A 17,896-nucleotide genomic window follows, 5' to 3' on the forward strand; every position below is an offset into this window, starting at 1 on the left:
ATTATTGCTCCTTACCTATTTTTTCAGTTAAAACAGCAATTAACATTCCCATTAATCCTGAAAGTAAAATCGCACCCTCAATTTGATAAAATTTAAATAAAAACCCACTTAAACAAGTTGTTAGCACACCAACTATGACTGGAAATCCTTTACATAACGGCACAATCATGGCAATAAAAATAGCAACAATCGAAAAATCCAAATGGTAATTTAAAAGATCAGGTATCACTGTCGCCAGCAGTATTCCCACCAAACTAAAAGCAACCCAAAATAAATAAAAACATAAACCGGCTCCCAACAGATATTCCGAACTTCTTTTTTCAAATGGAGCACTCACCGCAAACAATTCATCTGTTAATAAAAAGCCTAAACTCAATCGTTTAGGTAAAGACAAAATAGAAATGTCATTTCTTAAAGTTAATGCATAAATAAAATGCTGAGCCGTTAAAAAGAAAATAGTCAAATAAATTGTAAAAACAGAAGCACCTTCCATAGCCATGCTTAAACTAACCAACTGAGCAGCTCCAGCAAAGACGAGTCCAGACATTGCTAATGCTTTATAGAAAGATAATCCTGCATGAATTGCCATAGATCCCGCTAAGATTGCCCACGGAATAACAGAAATTGATAAGGGCAAAATATCCATTACACCACGTAAAAATAAATAGGATGGCTTATTTTTTGAAAACCCAACCGGCTGATTAAGCTGAATATTCATATATAAAATCCAATATAAGAAACATCTCTATACCATGCTTGATGAGTGCCGACTTATATTGGATAAAATTGCTTTAAAACTAATTTATTTATATGTTCAAACTTGCTACATATTGAGTGGGTGTGACGCCCATTGCTTTTTTAAAGTGACGGTTAAAATGGCTTTGGTCAGAAAAACCACATTGTTGTGCCACCATGGCAATTTGGTCCCCCTGTTTTAATAACTGTCTTGCTTTTTGTAAACGTGCTTGTACAAGCCAAGCGTGAGGTGGCAGACCTACATATTTTTTAAATTGCCTTAAGAAATGCCAAGCGCTCAAGCCGACCATGTCAGCCAAATCTTGTAAAGAAAAGTTTGTTTCAGGCATTTCTACGAGTAATTCTTTAACTCTTAATATTTTTGAATATGCTTCTGGTAACTCACAAAAAGTATGATTTGATTTACCATGTCTCTTCATAAGACAAGCTAACGTTGTTAAATACATCGTTTCTTTGAGTAGAAAATTATCTTTTTGTTCTAATAAATCAAAAAGTAAGCAAAGCTGTTGAGCCAAACCTAGGTCGCGAATCACAGCTTGAGGAAACCATGGTGCTCCATGTGGGTTTTCAAAAAAATCTTGACTAACTTCTGCTAACATTTCAGGTGTTGGATAGATCGCTCGATAACGCCACCCTGACTCAACAGCCGATGAACCAGTATGAATTTCGTCAGCGTTTACTAAAATAATGTCGCCTTTAGGAGCTACATGCAGCTGTCCCGTCCTAAAAAAAGACTGTGCTCCCTCTTCAATCACACCAATACAGTACCCTTCATGAGTATGCTTTGAAAATTGTGTTTGGTGATAATGTGCTTTTAATAACTCTAAACCGCCCAACTCTCGCACATGCAGATAATCGGCTTGCTCCCGCTGCATAAATACGTCTCATCTATTCAATAAAAAAACCATAGCATGTTTTAATAAACTGAATAGAACAAAATTGCTCTATGAAAATAATCTGATTAAACGTTCACGTGAGCTTTATTGATAGATCTGTCCGTCATGTTTAAGCCATCCACCTTCATGACGACCTTGTGGATCGTGATGAGTCCAATGTAGTACACCACCTTTTGGGTTGTACTCATATTCGCCATAAAACTCAACGATGTCACCTTTATTTAGATTAGAAATTTTAGGTGCCAAATCGATATTATGTGCAACCAAAATTGAAAGACCATTTTTTAATACTAGAATGAATTTCTGGTGTCTTGACCCATCATTATCATCTCTTAAAATTGTTTTGACTCGACCTCTTCCCTGCACTTGAACATTACTTTGTCTCTGCTCATAAGCAGCTTTTACAGTGTCCACCCCATTATTTAAAAATGTAGTTTCATTACGCTGAGCTGCGGGTATAGTTGATGAGGGTGATTGACTTTGCTTATGCCCAGATAAATCTAGACCAAAATACGCAGCAATCAATAAAATAATCACACCAGCAATACTGAGATTTTTTTTATTTGTCATTGTATACCCTTATTTTAACTGAGATAAAAAAAGCCCCAATGGGGCTTTTTTTATTGTGATACGAATTACTTCGCAGCAGCTTGAGCAGCAGCAACTTCTTCAGCGAAGCTAAGTTCTGCTTTCTTCTCAATACCTTCACCAACTTCGAAACGTACGAATTCAGCAACAGTAGTACCAGTTGCTTTTAATACATCAGCAACTTTCTTGTCGTTGTCGATTACATACATTTGACGATCAAGAGCAACTTCGTTCAAGTATTTATCAACTGAACCAGTTACCATTTTCTCAACGATGTTAGCTGGCTTACCAGATTCTAACGCTTTCGCTTCAGCAATTTCTTTTTCTTTAGCGATAAGGTCAGCAGGAACAGCTTCAGCATTTACAGCTACTGGGTTGAATGCAGCAACGTGCATTGCAATACCTTTACCAGTATCAGCATCACCAGTATAAGAAACTACAACACCGATTTTTAAACCGTGTTTGTAGATAGCCAAGTTTTCGCCTTCAACGATTTTCGCACGACGAACTTGGATGTTTTCACCGATTTTTTGAACAAGTGCAATACGAGCTTCTTCAACTGATTGACCGTCTGCTAATTTTAATTCAGCGATTTTAGCAGCATCAGTTTCACCAGCAGCTAAAGCGGCAGTAGCAACAGCTTTTGAGAAGTTAGAGAAGTTTTCGTCTTTAGCAACGAAGTCAGTTTGACAGTTAACTTCAACTAAAATTGCTTTGTTGCCTTCTTGAACGATTGTGATTGCACCGTCAGCAGCAATGTTACCAGCTTTTTTAGCAGCTTTAGCTTGACCAGATTTACGAAGGTTATCAATAGCAAGCTCGATGTCACCGTTCGCTTCTGTTAATGCTTTTTTGCATTCCATCATTGCAAGACCAGTACGGTCACGTAATTCTTTTACCATGCTTGCAGTAATTGCAGTCATGTTGATCTCCTAAAATCGGTAGAAAATAAATCTTTTCAACAAAAACGGCCCAAAGAAACTCTGGGCCGTTTGCACTCTCGACGCTTAATTTGCCACCATTACATGTCGCAAAAATGACAAGCCTGCGTCAAAACGCATTAAGCCTCAGAAGCGTCTTTCGCAGCGTCATCGCCTTTTGCTTGAGCGTTCGCTTGAGATTGAGCGTATTCTTTACCAGCAAGAATTGCGTCAGCCATAGCTGAAGCATATAGAGTTACTGCACGGATCGCATCGTCGTTACCAGGAATAACGTAATCAACGTTGTCTGGGTTAGAGTTTGTATCAACGATACCGATAACAGGAATACCTAAGTTCTTCGCTTCTTTGATTGCAATCGCTTCGTGATCAACGTCGATTACAAATAATGCGTCAGGTAAACCACCCATGTTTTTAACGCCGCCTAAAGAGCGCTCAAGTTTTTCCATCTCACGAGCACGTTCTAAAGCTTCACGTTTAGTAAGCTTAGCAAAAGTACCATCTTGAGATTGAGTTTGAAGATCTTTTAAACGGTTGATAGATTGGCGAAGTGTTTTCCAGTTCGTCAACATACCACCTAACCAACGGTGATCTACATATGGTTGACCAGCGCGTTGAGCTTGTTCACGGATGATGTTAGAAGCAGCACGTTTTGTACCAACGAACAAAACTTTGTTCTTTTTGCTTGCTAATTGGTTAGCGAAGTTCAAAGCATCATTTAACGCAGGAACAGTGTGCTCAAGGTTGATGATGTGAATTTTGTTGCGCGCGCCAAAAATGTATTGACGCATTTTTGGGTTCCAGAAACGAGTTTGGTGACCAAAGTGCGCACCTGCTTGAAGAAGGTCGCGCATGCTTACGTTGTAATCTGCCATTTTCTTTACCTTAAAAGTTGGGTTAGGCCTCCATATATCCGCATTCTCCACCTTTTTACGGGCACCCAGAGTAATGTGACGATATATGTGCGGATTTTTTACTCCATCTATCAAAATTGTTCGTAAAAGATATTCACGAAAAGCATTTGATAAAATGGGCGGCTATTTATACCATAGACACTTGTAAATTACCAAAAGTTTTTAGAGATCATGAACAGTACTTATACAGCTCCACGTCGATTAATCAAAACTCCAGATGAAATTGAAAAAATGCGCATTGCAGGACGACTGGCGGCTGAAGTTCTAGAGATGATCAAGCCCCATATTAAGGCAGGGGTAAGTACACTTGAACTTGATACCATTTGTCGTAATCACATTGAAAATGTGCAACATGCTATTCCTGCATGTGTAGGCTATGGTGGAGCTCCTGGGCGCCCTGCTTTTCAACACTCTATTTGTACTTCGGTTAACCATGTTGTCTGTCATGGTATTCCCTCTGAAAATAAAATTTTAAAAAATGGTGACATCCTTAATATTGACGTTACTGTCATTAAAGATGGTTATCACGGCGATACCAACATGATGTATGTCGTTGGTGGTGAAACTTCTATTTTAGCCAACCGTCTATGCAAAGTTGCTCAAGAAGCGATGTATCGTGGGATGGCAACTGTTAGAGATGGTTCATATTTAGGTGATATCGGCCACGCAATCCAAAAGTATGTCGAATCAGAACGTTTTAGTGTAGTACGCGAATATTGTGGTCACGGTATTGGAACTGTTTTCCATGATGAACCTCAAGTACTCCATTATGGTCAAGCTGGTACAGGTATGCGTTTAGAAGCAGGTATGACTTTTACGATTGAACCTATGGTAAATGCTGGCGTATGGCAAACTAAATTGTTAGGTGACAAATGGACTGTCGTAACCAAAGACCATAAACTTTCAGCTCAGTATGAACATACTATTTTAGTCACCCAAACAGGCATTGAAGTCTTAACTGCTCGTCCTGAAGAAGACTTATCTCGCTTCAACCAATAATTTAAAAAACTTAAATAAAAGGCTACTTTGTGTAGTCTTTTATTATTTATTATGTACTTTTTATTAATAAATCTTTCTAAATATAAACAAATATTTCAAAAAAATTACAATTATTAATTTTTAATACACAATTATTTCAATAAAACGCGTTATGGTGAGCTCAATAAAAATCAGTAAACAAATGCTCGGACATGGAGTCCTTTTATGATGAAAAAGTCATTATTTTGTATGACAGTTGCCTTTTTTGCTCTGCCAACATTCACTTATGCCGCTTCACCATATTTTAGTTTTAAAGATGGCGATGGCTTCAAACGTTTTTCTGTCTCTGCTGGTTGGCTCCATGCTATGCCTCAAGGCTCAGGAAACCCTGTCAATATCAATACTAGCGTTGCAGAAGGTACAACATCTAAAGTTGGAGATGTATCTACAAAAGCCGTTTTAGATGCAATCGACCAAAGTAAAACTTCAGGAAAATTCTGGTATAGCACTATTAGCCTTCTTGATAAGTTTACAGACACTCTTCCCTCATCACTTGCAGGTACAGCAGAAGTTAATGGTCTTTCTCAATGGCAACAACAAGGTTCTGGCTTAGAAGCTGCTGATGTTGATACTGTTGGTCTTATGTTTAATTACAACTTTACGGACAATTTATCTTTAGAAATTAAAGGTGGTATTCCTCCTAAAGTAGATATTAATGGAAAAGGTAATATTTACGCTCCCCTTTCTGGAAAAGCGACTCCACTAAAAGATGGATCTTCGATTGGAGGAATCATAGGAGATGGAATTTCCAAGGCAGGTGGAGATATTCCTTTAAAACAAGACCTGCATATTACTGATCTTTCTCAGGGGGGTAAGGCTGCGACTGCTCGTGCATGGTTACCAGCCGTTGAACTACATTATCAATTTGGTAAATCAGGGGTAAATAAGTTCCGTCCTTATATCGGGGCTGGCGTGATGTATGCATACTTTAATGATTTAAAAATGAATCCCGGTATTGAGGCCGATTTAATTCAAGCGGGTCACATGATCCAGAATATCCATGATGGTAAAGCAGGTGCAGCATTAGATCGAAAAACATCATCAGCAAACCCTATCGTTAAACTAGAAGCAACCGATACTTTTGCCCCTATTGTGACTTTAGGTGCATCTTATGACTTCAACCCAAACTGGTTTGCTGTTGGTTCAGTTTCATATTCCAAAATGAATAATGAAGCAAAAATCTATGTGACTGACCAAAATACAGGTAAAGAGCTAATTAAAGCGAATACCAAAATTGATATTGACCCCCTCATTACATATGTTGGTGTCGGTTACCGCTTCTAATTTTTGTGTCACCCAAAGCTATAAAAACTTATGCATGTTTTTATAGCTTTCTTTTTTTTACATTTTGCTTCTTTTTAAATCAAAATGCTAAAAAAATGAGCACTTTTATAAAGCCGATAGAAAAAATTTACCGTATTCCTCTCTTATGAGCATTTACTGATTTATTTCTATTTTTTAATTAATTTTATTTTTAATAAACTAACCCAATAGAATTAGAAAGTAATTTTTCCTTTTTAGTAAAAATAATTTTTTGGCACGACCCTTGCTTTATTTACAGCATGATGAGTCAACGATGATTCAATGAATAAACCAAGACGGCCAACGATGTCCGCTCTGATCGGTCTGCAGATAGGCAATAAATTGCCATGCAAATTAAAATTTCGTTCAGTTCAGAGGGACGGCGTATGTCTTCAAATATCAATCTAGATGCAAAAAAAGCAACTGAAATAAAATTATTTAGCTTTTCTACTCCTGCAATGCGCGCTTTCCACATGACTTGGCTCGCATTCTTTGTGTGCTTCTTCGCATGGTTTGCTTGCGCACCACTCATGCCGGTTATTAAAGGTGAGTTCGGCTTAACCAAAGATCAAATTGCCAATATCAATATTGCCGCCGTTGCAATTACGATTTTAGTAAGACTCGTTGTCGGTCCGCTTTGTGATAAATATGGCCCGAGGATTACCTATACAGCCCTTCTCTTGCTTGGCAGTATTCCTGTATTTGGCGTTGCTGCTGCTAACAGTTATGAGTCTTTTTTATTCTTCCGCTTACTGATTGGTGCAATTGGCGCAAGCTTTGTTATTACGCAATATCATACAAGCGTTATGTTTGCACCTAATGTTGTAGGTACAGCAAATGCGGCAGCAGCTGGTTGGGGTAATGCTGGTGGCGGTGCAACCCAAGCTCTAATGCCTTTATTACTTAGTGCAATTGTCATGTTCGGTGTCGAACAAACTATGGGTTGGCGTGTTGCATTAATCGTACCAGGCGTAATGATGGTCATTGTTGGTATTCTTTATTGGAAACTCACCCAAGACTGTCCTCAAGGAAACTTCAAAGAAGTCCGCGCACAAGGTATTGAAGTTGGCAGTGGTAAAAAAGGTGGCATGGCAATTTTGATGCAAGCTGCTCGTAACTACCGTGTCTGGATTTTATTTGTGGCTTACGGTGCATGTTTCGGTATTGAAATTTTTATCCATAACGTTGCAGCAATGTACTATGTTGATCACTTCAAAATGGATTTAAAAACTGCTGGTTTAACCGCGGGGATATTTGGTCTTCTTGCACTCTTTGCTCGTGCACTTGGCGGTATTATTTCCGATAAAGTCGCACTCAAAAAAGGTTTAGATGGCCGTACTAAAGTACTAGTACTCATGATTTTAGGTGAAGGTTTATTCTTAATTCTTTTCTCTCAAATGAATGTGATAGCTCTTGCAATTATTTCTATGACGATTTTTGCCCTGTTTACTCACATGGCTTGTGGCGCGACATATGCTCTTGTACCATTTATTGATCGTAATGCATTAGGTGGTGTTGCAGGCATTATTGGTGCAGGTGGTAATGTTGGTGCAGTTGCAGCTGGTTTCTTATTAAAAGGTGTACTCGATATTCAAACTTGTCTATTTATTTTAGGTGGGTTGGTTATAATCGCTGGCTGTAGCGTAATTCTAATTCGCTTCACGACTGAACATAAAGAAAAAGAACAAGTACTTTTTGAACAAGCATTACTTGAACGTAATTCCGCAGCATAATTTCTACAAGAAGCAGAGATCAAAATGGTGTCTGCTTCTTTAATTTCCTTCTCATAAAATACGATCCTTAAGAACTTTTTAATTCTTCTTAAATATTCCCTCTAACTATATCGATATTTTTCGATATATCTTCTACAATAAATCATCATTATTATAATTTTCCATTAATCATGACTAAAACTGGCAACCAATTTTCTCAGTCCCTCATCTATATGCTGATTGGCAGTGCAATTATTTTGGCCCTTTCATTAGGTGTCCGTCATGGTTTCGGTCTCTACCTTGTACCCATGAGCCATGAATTTGGCTGGGGACAGCATGTTTTTAGTCTTGCGATAGCCATGCAGAACCTGATCTGGGGAGCTGTTCAGCCTTTTACCGGTGCAATTGCAGATAAATATGGCAGTAAAGTTGTAGTTGCTGTTGGTGGCTTACTTTATACCCTAGGCCTACTTTTAATGGCTTTTAGTTCAAGTGTACTCATTTTGAATTTAAGCTTAGGTCTTATTATTGGTTTAGCTTTATCAGCAACCTCTTTTACGGTTTTACTGAGTGCAGTAGGCCGAGCTGCCCCTCCAGAAAAAAGAAGTATGGCAATGGGTATTGCCAGTGCAGCAGGCTCTTTTGGTCAGTTTATTATGCTACCTTCCACCCTTCTCTTGCTTAAAACGGTAGGATGGTCGTCAGCTTTAATGGTGAGTGCGCTGTTAATTGCGTTTATCATTCCCCTAGCATGGATGCTAAAAGGACCAAGCAATCAAACGCCAAAAGCAATTGTTCAACCTCAACTCACATTTAAACAAGTACTGAATATTGCTAGAAAACATAAGCCGTTCTGGTGGTTAGCTTTAGGCTTTTTAGTGTGTGGATTTCAGGTGGTCTTTTTAGGTGTTCATCTGCCGGGCTATTTAATCGATCACGGCTTTGATGCAGCTACAGGCACTGTGTTTCTGGCACTAGTTGGACTATTTAATATTGTGGGGACTTATGGTGCTGGTTGGTTAGGAGATCGTTTCTCAAAACCTAAATTATTGATGGCACTTTACGGTAGCCGTGGCATCGCAATCATCGCCTTTTTATTATTACCTCTAAGCACTTATACGGTATATGCTTTTGGCGTCATTATGGGACTTTTATGGCTCTCTACAGTTCCACTTACCAACGGCATTGTAGCGAATATGTTCGGTGTTAAATACCTTTCAATGTTAAGTGGTATTGTGTTTTTCACCCATCAAGTCGGTTCTTTCTTTGGCGGTTGGCTTGGCGGTGTTAACCATGACTTAACAGGTAATTACAATGCGATTTGGCTATGTTCAATAGCTTTGAGTATATTAGGGGTAATCGTACATTTCTTTGTAAATGAGGAGGCTGTTATTCATGACGCATAATGCCTTACTTTTGAAAACAATTATGACTTTGCTCGTGATTACTCTGCTGGCATGTTCAATCATTTTATGGAAACAAACTCCTGATTTATTTGTATATTTCAATCAAGCATTTTGTGCCCACTAGAGATATAGACAGCCAGACGCATACTGCAAATTGTCATAAAAATATAAAAAATCTATGGTCTAATGAAAATAAAAAAGCCCGCAAGTTTGCGGGCTTTTTTATGGAAAACTTATTTAAAATCAAAACAAACGATTCATACCATTAAGCGCAGCTACACGATATGCTTCTGCCATTGTTGGATAGTTAAACGTTGTTTCAACAAAATATTTCAGAGTATTGTTTGGGCTGTGCATAACTGCTTGCCCAATGTGGATAATTTCGGCAGCGTTATTACCAAAACAATGAATACCTAAAATTTCCATAGTGTCGCGGTGGAAAAGAATTTTTAACTCACCCACTGTATCACCGGTAATTTGCGCACGAGCCAAATGACGGAAAGAAGCTTGACCTACTTCATACGGAATTTTCTCTTCCGTTAGTTCCTGTTCATTTTTACCAATTGATGAGATTTCCGGAATAGTATAAATACCAGTCGGGATATCACGTACTGGCTTCGCATCTTCACCACTCATATTTGCGCCAGCACAGCGCCCTTGGTCATAAGCAGCAGAAGCAAGTGATGGCCAACCAATCACGTCACCAGCAGCATATATATTTTCAACTTCAGTTTGATATTGATCATTTACTGAAAGTTGACCACGGTTATTTGGTACTAACCCAACATTCTCAAGACCTAAGCCTTCTGTGTTACCTGAACGGCCGTTACACCAAAGAATCGCATCGGCTTTAATCTTTTTACCACTTTGTAAATGCAGTACAACATGGTCATCAAACGTTTCAAGATGATCCATTTGCTCATTGTGACGAATCAATACGCCTTGTTCACGTAAATGATAAGACAACGCATCAGCAATTTCATCATCTAGATAACTTAATAATTTTTGCTGAGTATTAATCAAGTCAACTTTATGATCTAAACCAATAAAGATTGAGGCATATTCACAGCCAATAACACCCGCGCCGTAAATAATAATTTTTTGAATTGAATAATCAAGATCAAGGATTTTGTCCGAATCGAATACGCGAGGATGGTCAAAGTCTAAACCTTGTGGATGATAAGGACGACTACCTGTCGCAATCACGATTTGCTTACAGATAATTGTTTCTTTAATGCCTTCATGGCTAAAAACTAAAACTGTATTTTTATCTTGAATATATGCACGGCCGTGGAATACACCGATTTTGTTACGATCGTAAAAACGTGTATGCGTATCAACCTGTTGTTGAATTACTTTGTGTGCATTACGCAAAACCTGTTTCATGGTGAACTGTTTCCATTCACCTACTTTTTGAAACATTGGATCACGCTGATAGCGAATAATACTAGAAACTGTTTGACGTAATGCTTTACTTGGAATGGTACCAACGTGTGCACAGTTACCACCCAGTTGATCACGCACATCTACAATTGCAACACGCTTACCCGCTTTTGCAAGCTTCATTGCCGCGCCTTCACCTGCAGGTCCAGAACCGAGAACTACCGCATCGTATTTAACGAAATTCCCACTAACGACCTCTTTTTTACGTGGCATTGAAAGCTCCTTCCTCACTTGAATGACCATATTTTATAATAAATTATGGCTAATATGCGGTGAATTTATGTATTTCTCAACCCTATATTTCTGAATAACCACATTTATTATATGAATAGTTATTTTCCGCTATTAACTGCAGAAGTTCGCTATAATACAATGTCAATGTCTCTATAAACGAGTGGAAAAGTTAAATATGTCAGAACACCGTAAACCTGAACAGGGTGTAAAACTTCGTGGCGCAGAAAAAGTCGCAAGAATTCCTGTAAAAGTTGTACCTACGGTTGAAGTGCCGCGTAAACCTGACTGGATTCGTGTCAAGATGACGGCACCAGAAGAAGTTCAGCGTATTAAAACCACTTTACGTGCTCAAAAACTCCATACCGTTTGTGAAGAAGCTGCTTGTCCAAACCTACCAGAATGTTTTGGTGGTGGTACAGCAACATTCATGATCATGGGTGATATTTGTACACGTCGTTGCCCTTTCTGTGATGTAGCACATGGTCGTCCAAATGCACTCGATGCAGATGAACCTCGTCACATGGCAGAGACAATTGCTAATCTTAAGCTCAAATATGCGGTAATTACTTCGGTTGACCGTGATGACTTACTTGACGGCGGTGCACAACACTTTGTGGACTGTATCAAAGAAGCTCGTGCACTAAGCCCAAATACATTGCTTGAGATTTTAGTACCAGATTTCCGCGGACGTATGGATATTGCTTTACGCATTATGACTGAATGTCCGCCAGACGTATTTAACCACAACATCGAGACTGTGCCACGTCTCTATAAAGCAATGCGTCCAGGTTCAGACTATCAACATTCTTTAAACTTATTAAAAATGTTTAAAGAATACTGCCCTGATATCCCAACAAAATGCGGTTTGATGGTGGGTATCGGTGAAACTGAAGAAGAAGTTATTGCATTGCTTGATGACTTGCGTGCTCACGATGTTGACTATGTGACTATTGGTCAATACTTACAGCCTTCTAAGCAACACGCACCAATTGACCGCTTTGTTACACCAGAAGAGTTCGAACGTTATGCAGAGCATGGCCGTAAACTTGGCTTTAGAAATATTTGGTCTGCACCAATGGTTCGTTCAAGTTACTTTGCTGATCGTCAATACCACGGTGAACCAGTTCCAGAAGTTCGTCGCAAAGTAGATCCAGCTAAAAAAATCGCTGTTCAAGTTGTCGAAGCTTAAAAATTAAATATCTTTAAAAGCCCTCTACTTCAGAGGGCTTTTTATTTGTATAAGAAAATCAATAACATTTCTTGACAAATCGATAAAACAACCCATTACACTTTCACTTAAAAATATCTTATACCTAAAAGTACGATATATCCCTGCTCTAGCATATACATCAATTGCGACATAAAAAATTAAATTTAAACAGCATTAAAAATTAGCTAGTTAAGCCTTAAATCTCTCCTCGCTTTTTTGTAACTTCTAACTTGAGGGCTTATCTAGCAAGGAGCAAGTATGATTTTCCTACTCTTTGTTTTAAGCGTTGTCATTCAGCTTTTTGCAATATGGGCAATTTTCTTTTTTAATCTAAACAGAACCATTGGTAGTGTTATTACGATTGCTGTAGCCATACTTACTGCATTTATACTAACGCCATGGGCTCTCCTTTTAGGTATTCCCCTTATTGCCCTTAGTATCATTATTTTATTTGCACTATTACGCTTTAATCTGATTACTCAACCTGCATATAAAACATTAGCAAACTCAATGCCGAGCATCAGTACGACTGAACAAGAGGCTTTAGAGGCAGGTACCAGTTGGTGGGAAAAAGAATTATTTATGGGGGCACCCGATTGGTCACAATTTGAAAAGTACCCCTACCCAACGTTGTCAGCAGAAGAACAAAGTTTTATCGACAATGAAGTTGAGCTCCTTTGTAGCATGCTAGATGAATGGGAGATTCATCATCACTTAAAAGATCTGCCACCAGAGGTTTGGCAATTTATTAAAGATAAGGGTTTTTTAGGACTCATTATTCCAAAATCCTTTGGCGGCAAAGAATTTAGCTCATTTGCTCAAAGCCGTATTATGAGCAAAATTGCTTCACGCTCACTCACCACTGCTGTGAGTTGTATGGTTCCAAACTCATTGGGGCCAGGTGAGCTACTCATGCACTACGGTACCGATGCACAAAAACAGCAATATTTACCGGGCCTTGCTAAAGGTGAAGAGATCCCATGCTTTGGTTTAACCAGCCCAGAAGCAGGTTCAGATGCAGGCGCCATTCCAGATTCGGGCGTTGTTTGTTACGGCGAATATGAAAGTGCTCAAGTCCTTGGACTTCGCATGAATTTCTCTAAACGCTGGATTACGCTTGCGCCAATTGCCACAGTCGTAGGTCTTGCATTTAAACTTTATGACCCAGAAGGCCTACTCGGAGATAAAAACAAAACAGAATACGGTATTACTTGTGCCTTAATTCCTGCCAGTCATGCAGGTGTGAAAATTGGAGCACGACATTATCCTGGTTCTCCATTTATGAATGGAACAGTAGAAGGAGAGGATGTTTTTATTCCTATTGATTGGATTATTGGTGGTCAAGAAAATGCCGGAAAAGGCTGGCGAATGCTCATGGAATGTTTAGGTGTAGGCCGTGGTATTTCCCTTCCAGCTCTAGCAACAGCAGCAGGTGAAATGAGTTATTTAACCGTTGGTGCTTTTGCGAAAATTCGTCAACAGTTCAATATTTCTGTCGGTAAATTTGAAGGCGTACAAGAAGCGACGAGTGAAATTGCCAGCGATGCCTATATGCTTGAAGCATTCCGTTATTTAGTGACATGTGGCCTAAACCAAGGTGGAACACCTGCCGTGATGACTGCCATGGCAAAATATTATGCAACTGAAACGATGCGTAAAGTCGTAAATCACGGAATGGATATTGCTGGCGGACGTGCAATTCAACTTGGGCCACGTAATTTCCTTGCCCTTACCTATCAGGCAATTCCAATTGCTATTACGGTAGAAGGTGCAAATATTTTGACCCGTTCATTGATGATTTTTGGTCAGGGCTCAATGCGTTGTCATCCTTATCTATTTGAAGAGCTACAACTCCTTCAATCTGAAGATAAAAATAACTCAGTCAAAAAATTCGATGATTTGTTATTTAAACATTTAGCCTATACCTTTAACCGTGGTGCAAGATCATTTGCTTACGGTTGGACAGGTGGCTCAAGTAATGCGCCTCAGTCAGCAGATCAATTCACTGCAAGTTACTATAAAACGATTAATCGTTTTAGTGCCAACTTCGCACTTGTTTCAGATATGTCACTTGGCCTACTTGCAGGCGACTTAAAACGCAAAGAAATGTTATCAGGCCGCTTGGCAGATATTCACGCGCACCTCTTTATTTCTACTGCGATATTAAAATTTTATGAAGCTGGACAAAAAACTGAAGCTGAACAACTTCACGCTAAATTAGCGCTACAAAAAGCTTTCTTAAATATTCAGGAAGCATTTTGGGGATTATTTGAAAACTTCCCAGCTAAACTTCCAGCAGCATTTGTAAAATGGATCTGTTTCCCTTTAGGCCGTATCATTTCAAAACCAGATGATGAGTTAAAACAACAAGTCGCTGAACTTATGATGCAAGAGCACCCTTTCAGAGAACAGCTTAAACATCACGTATTTTATTCTACCAAAGCCGATGATGTAACTGGTCGTTTAGAGCATGCTTTCCAAATTCTGCGAACGCTTGAACCGCTTTGGGATAAGTTTAAAAAATCTGAATCTAAAGGCAAATTTACAGGACTGACTTTCGAAGAGAATATTGAACAAGCTATAAAAGAAGGTTTTATTTCTGAAAGTGAAGCTCAACAATTATTGCAATACAACGCAATTCGATTCGATAGCATGCTTACCGATGTTTTTGATGAAGATTTAAATAAAGATCTTCCTTTGTCGAACCCTCATCAAATTTAGTGACTGATGCCTCCACTAATTCACTATTGCAATCACACTTGATTCGCATTAATTAATAAACAGCCATAAAAGCGTCAATTGACGCTTTTATTTTTAGGAGAAATTAATGTCTAAGCAAGATTACGAAAATGGATTAAAAGTTCGCACAGAAGTGATGGGAGAAGCTTTTGTAAAGCGTGCCCAAGAAAATACAGTACCCTTTACCCAGCCTTTACAAGACTGGATTAATGAACATGCATGGGGATCGACTTGGCAGCGTGAAGGTGTGCTACCTCGTAAATATCGTTCATTAATTACTTTGGCAATGCTCACGGCACTAAAATCACCAACCGAACTCAAAGGCCATGTTCGTGGTGCACTCAACAATGGCTGTACAGTTGAAGAGATTCAAGAAACTTTATTGCACAGCCTGCCATATTGCGGCGCCCCTGCTACACAAGAAGCTTTTCGTGCTGCTTTAGAAATAATTCAAGAATATCAACAAAAATAACTTCAATATGAGCCAGCACTCTACTGGCTCTTTTTATCTAATTCAATTTGGATGAATACATCTGAAAATTACGATCATCAATCACAATAGCCTGACGGCAAATCCCCTCTACTTGACGCTGCTTTTCAAAAACTCCCGCTGACATCGGTTCAAAACTATCAAAAAAGCAAATTTCATTTTGATCTATAGAATAAATGAGCGACTGGTTTCCAACCCCTTCTAAAGTATCGTAGTACACAATCACCATTTTTCCGTTTTGAATTGCAGCTTGAATATCTTGATAGCTCAGCGCTGGTCCAGTTGGAATTTTTAATACCTTTGCTTCTTTATAGCTCATGCGTTCGCTTTGGCTAATGCTAGGATCCTCATCTGAATGAAATGACACTTCAAATCCTAGCTTCTTTAAAGCAACAGCTAAGGCAATCGTATAGGTGCCTCCTTCATCGTGTCGGCAAACATTAATCAGCTCAACCACATCAATTTGTACTCCATGATGCTGAAGCACCATCCAAACTGCAAAAACGCCACAGTTTGAATCTAGGCTTGCCAACGACTCGGGAATATTTAATGCCATAATTAGAATCTAAAGTGATAATTACGCAGATAATAAACAAAACTGGATTGGCACTAAAAGCTTTTCCAAGTACAATGTTTCGCTAGTCGAGGGATGCTGCGACAATTGATCGGCACTAAAGATCAATTTGCCAGGCTCGACGATCGGTTAAACATTCGTTTTAACCAACAACGGCATCCGCGAACAGAATGATCAATACTATTTTTTCCTAGGAGATCCTGATGAACGCGGTTAATGCTTCATTTACAGATTACAAAGTTGCTGACATCTCTCTTGCTGACTACGGCCGTAAAGAAATCAAACTTGCTGAAGCAGAAATGCCAGCTTTGATCGGCTTACGTAAACGCTATGCGGCTTCTAAACCACTTGCTGGCGCAAAAATCCTTGGTTGTATTCACATGACCATTCAAACAGCTGTTCTTATTGAAACGCTTGTTGAATTAGGTGCTGAAGTACGCTGGACATCATGTAACATTTTCTCTACTCAAGACCACGCTGCTGCTGCAATTGCTGCTCGCGGTATTCCAGTGTTTGCTTGGAAAGGTGAAACTGAAGAAGAATACGTATGGTGTTTAGAGCAACAGATTAATGTAAATGGCCAACCTTGGGATGCCAACATGATCTTGGACGATGGCGGTGATTTAACTGCTCTTGTTCATGAAAAATACCCTGCTCTTTTAGAACGTATTCACGGTATTACCGAAGAAACTACAACAGGTGTTCAACGTCTTATCGAAATGTGGAAAGACGGTTCTTTGAAAGTTCCTGCAATCAACGTAAATGACTCAGTTACTAAATCTAAAAACGACAACAAATATGGTTGCCGTCACTCATTAAATGACGCAATCAAACGCGCAACTGACATGCTTTTGTCTGGCCGTCGTGCACTTGTAGTGGGTTATGGTGACGTGGGTAAAGGTTCTGCTCAATCTTTACGTCAAGAAGGCATGATCGTTCGTGTCACTGAAGTTGACCCAATTTGTGCAATGCAAGCATGTATGGATGGCTATGAAGTTGTATCTCCATACAAAAACGGCGTACAAACAGGTAAAAAAGAAGATATTAACCAAGATCTTCTTGGCAACACTGACCTCGTTGTAACAACAACTGGTAACTACCACGTGTGCGATGCAGCAATGTTAGACAGCTTAAAAGCTGGTGCAGTTGTATGTAACATCGGTCACTTCGACACAGAAATCGATACAGCTTATTTACGTGGTTACAAGTGGGTTGAAGTTAAGCCACAAGTTCACCAAGTTTATCGTTCAGAAGATGAAAATAACTACCTTATCCTTCTTTCTGAAGGTCGCCTTGTAAACCTAGGTAATGCAACTGGTCACCCATCACGTGTAATGGACGGTTCTTTTGCTAACCAAGTTTTAGGTCAAATTCACTTATTCCAAGAGAAATTTGCTGACCTTCCTGCAAGTGAAAAAGCTGAAAAAATTCGTGTAGAAGTTCTTCCTAAGAAACTTGATGAAGAAGTTGCTGCTGCAATGGTTGCAGGTTTCGGTGGTGTACTTACCCAGTTAACTCAAGAGCAAGCTGATTATTTAGGCGTAGCTGTTGAGGGCCCATTCAAGTCTGACGCTTACAAATACTAAGAACTTAAGGGCAGACGGTGAACCGACTGCCCTTTTTTCTAAAATGTTTCGCTGTTTACAAGGATTTGAC

General features: G+C 39.2%; 15 protein-coding genes. 8 read left to right on the forward strand and 7 right to left on the reverse strand.

What is annotated here, in order from left to right:
- Nucleotide 1: 1 nt before the first annotated feature.
- The 5 genes from J690_RS10550 to rpsB all read right to left on the reverse strand — a co-directional run bounded on the left by J690_RS10550 (nt 2) and on the right by rpsB (nt 4,053).
- Complete coding sequence (locus tag J690_RS10550; protein ID WP_032005283.1) at nt 2-718, reverse strand: AzlC family ABC transporter permease; 717 nt, start codon at nt 716-718, stop codon at nt 2-4.
- An 88-nt stretch (nt 719-806) separates the two neighbouring features.
- On the reverse strand, nt 807-1,631 hold the full coding sequence (locus tag J690_RS10555) for a helix-turn-helix transcriptional regulator (protein ID WP_005068210.1): 825 nt from the start codon (nt 1,629-1,631) through the stop codon (nt 807-809).
- A 105-nt stretch (nt 1,632-1,736) separates the two neighbouring features.
- Nucleotides 1,737-2,222 carry a DUF3465 domain-containing protein gene (locus J690_RS10560; RefSeq protein ID WP_032005281.1) on the reverse strand — a complete coding sequence of 162 codons (486 nt, stop codon included), beginning with the start codon at nt 2,220-2,222 and terminating at the stop codon, nt 1,737-1,739.
- A gap of 65 nt (nt 2,223-2,287) precedes the next feature.
- Entirely contained in the window at nt 2,288-3,163 is an 876-nt protein-coding gene (tsf, locus tag J690_RS10565) for a translation elongation factor Ts (RefSeq protein ID WP_002118238.1), read from the reverse strand.
- A gap of 137 nt (nt 3,164-3,300) precedes the next feature.
- Entirely contained in the window at nt 3,301-4,053 is a 753-nt protein-coding gene (rpsB, locus tag J690_RS10570) for a 30S ribosomal protein S2 (RefSeq protein WP_002118204.1), read from the reverse strand.
- 210 nt (nt 4,054-4,263) lie between these two features.
- Between rpsB and map the strand changes: the two genes are divergently transcribed.
- The 4 genes from map to J690_RS10590 all read left to right on the forward strand — a co-directional run bounded on the left by map (nt 4,264) and on the right by J690_RS10590 (nt 9,550).
- Complete coding sequence (gene map, locus J690_RS10575) at nt 4,264-5,091, forward strand: type I methionyl aminopeptidase (protein WP_002118165.1); 828 nt, start codon at nt 4,264-4,266, stop codon at nt 5,089-5,091.
- A gap of 204 nt (nt 5,092-5,295) precedes the next feature.
- Nucleotides 5,296-6,414 (forward strand): OmpW/AlkL family protein, encoded by a 1,119-nt coding sequence (locus J690_RS10580; RefSeq protein WP_032035696.1) that lies wholly within the window; start codon nt 5,296-5,298, stop codon nt 6,412-6,414.
- Between the two features lie 404 nt (nt 6,415-6,818).
- A complete protein-coding gene (locus J690_RS10585) occupies nt 6,819-8,165 on the forward strand; it encodes an MFS transporter (RefSeq protein WP_017480732.1) in 1,347 nt (448 codons plus the stop codon).
- 170 nt (nt 8,166-8,335) lie between these two features.
- Entirely contained in the window at nt 8,336-9,550 is a 1,215-nt protein-coding gene (locus tag J690_RS10590) for an MFS transporter (RefSeq protein WP_017480731.1), read from the forward strand.
- Between the two features lie 243 nt (nt 9,551-9,793).
- On the opposite strand, the gene sthA is transcribed toward J690_RS10590, so the two are convergent.
- Complete coding sequence (gene sthA / locus J690_RS10600) at nt 9,794-11,206, reverse strand: Si-specific NAD(P)(+) transhydrogenase (RefSeq protein WP_002118117.1); 1,413 nt, start codon at nt 11,204-11,206, stop codon at nt 9,794-9,796.
- A gap of 196 nt (nt 11,207-11,402) precedes the next feature.
- Between sthA and lipA the strand changes: the two genes are divergently transcribed.
- From lipA to J690_RS10615, 3 genes are all read left to right on the forward strand, one after another.
- Nucleotides 11,403-12,416, forward strand: coding sequence for a lipoyl synthase (gene lipA / locus J690_RS10605; RefSeq protein ID WP_002118167.1), 1,014 nt, complete (start codon nt 11,403-11,405; stop codon nt 12,414-12,416).
- Nucleotides 12,417-12,695: 279 nt separating this feature from the next.
- Nucleotides 12,696-15,158: an acyl-CoA dehydrogenase gene (locus J690_RS10610; RefSeq protein ID WP_032035698.1), complete on the forward strand. Its 2,463-nt coding sequence runs from the start codon at nt 12,696-12,698 to the stop codon at nt 15,156-15,158.
- A 106-nt stretch (nt 15,159-15,264) separates the two neighbouring features.
- Entirely contained in the window at nt 15,265-15,648 is a 384-nt protein-coding gene (locus J690_RS10615) for a carboxymuconolactone decarboxylase family protein (RefSeq protein ID WP_032035699.1), read from the forward strand.
- Nucleotides 15,649-15,685: 37 nt separating this feature from the next.
- Here the strand turns inward: J690_RS10615 and J690_RS10620 are convergent, their stop codons facing one another.
- Nucleotides 15,686-16,222 carry a cysteine peptidase family C39 domain-containing protein gene (locus J690_RS10620; RefSeq protein ID WP_032035702.1) on the reverse strand — a complete coding sequence of 179 codons (537 nt, stop codon included), beginning with the start codon at nt 16,220-16,222 and terminating at the stop codon, nt 15,686-15,688.
- A 221-nt stretch (nt 16,223-16,443) separates the two neighbouring features.
- On the opposite strand from J690_RS10620, the gene ahcY reads away from it, so the two are divergent.
- Nucleotides 16,444-17,826, forward strand: coding sequence for an adenosylhomocysteinase (gene ahcY / locus J690_RS10625; protein WP_032035703.1), 1,383 nt, complete (start codon nt 16,444-16,446; stop codon nt 17,824-17,826).
- The last annotated feature ends 70 nt before the right edge of the window (nt 17,827-17,896 follow it).

Origin of the sequence: Acinetobacter sp. 742879 (assembly GCF_000588535.1) — a bacterium.
In the GTDB taxonomy this organism is placed as follows: Bacteria; Pseudomonadota; Gammaproteobacteria; order Pseudomonadales; family Moraxellaceae; genus Acinetobacter; species Acinetobacter pittii.

Excerpts from the sequence above, each read along its gene's own strand:
- J690_RS10610 (WP_032035698.1), top strand. The coding sequence starts at position 12,696 with ATGATTTTCCTACTCTTTGTTTTAAGCGTTGTCATTCAGCTTTTTGCA.
- sthA (WP_002118117.1), bottom strand. The coding sequence starts at position 11,206 with ATGCCACGTAAAAAAGAGGTCGTTAGTGGGAATTTCGTTAAATACGAT.
- J690_RS10560 (WP_032005281.1), bottom strand. The coding sequence starts at position 2,222 with ATGACAAATAAAAAAAATCTCAGTATTGCTGGTGTGATTATTTTATTG.
- lipA (WP_002118167.1), top strand. The coding sequence starts at position 11,403 with ATGTCAGAACACCGTAAACCTGAACAGGGTGTAAAACTTCGTGGCGCA.
- J690_RS10550 (WP_032005283.1), bottom strand. The coding sequence starts at position 718 with ATGAATATTCAGCTTAATCAGCCGGTTGGGTTTTCAAAAAATAAGCCA.
- rpsB (WP_002118204.1), bottom strand. The coding sequence starts at position 4,053 with ATGGCAGATTACAACGTAAGCATGCGCGACCTTCTTCAAGCAGGTGCG.
- J690_RS10585 (WP_017480732.1), top strand. The coding sequence starts at position 6,819 with ATGTCTTCAAATATCAATCTAGATGCAAAAAAAGCAACTGAAATAAAA.
- J690_RS10615 (WP_032035699.1), top strand. The coding sequence starts at position 15,265 with ATGTCTAAGCAAGATTACGAAAATGGATTAAAAGTTCGCACAGAAGTG.
- J690_RS10620 (WP_032035702.1), bottom strand. The coding sequence starts at position 16,222 with ATGGCATTAAATATTCCCGAGTCGTTGGCAAGCCTAGATTCAAACTGT.
- J690_RS10590 (WP_017480731.1), top strand. The coding sequence starts at position 8,336 with ATGACTAAAACTGGCAACCAATTTTCTCAGTCCCTCATCTATATGCTG.
- J690_RS10555 (WP_005068210.1), bottom strand. The coding sequence starts at position 1,631 with ATGCAGCGGGAGCAAGCCGATTATCTGCATGTGCGAGAGTTGGGCGGT.
- tsf (WP_002118238.1), bottom strand. The coding sequence starts at position 3,163 with ATGACTGCAATTACTGCAAGCATGGTAAAAGAATTACGTGACCGTACT.
- map (WP_002118165.1), top strand. The coding sequence starts at position 4,264 with ATGAACAGTACTTATACAGCTCCACGTCGATTAATCAAAACTCCAGAT.
- J690_RS10580 (WP_032035696.1), top strand. The coding sequence starts at position 5,296 with ATGATGAAAAAGTCATTATTTTGTATGACAGTTGCCTTTTTTGCTCTG.
- ahcY (WP_032035703.1), top strand. The coding sequence starts at position 16,444 with ATGAACGCGGTTAATGCTTCATTTACAGATTACAAAGTTGCTGACATC.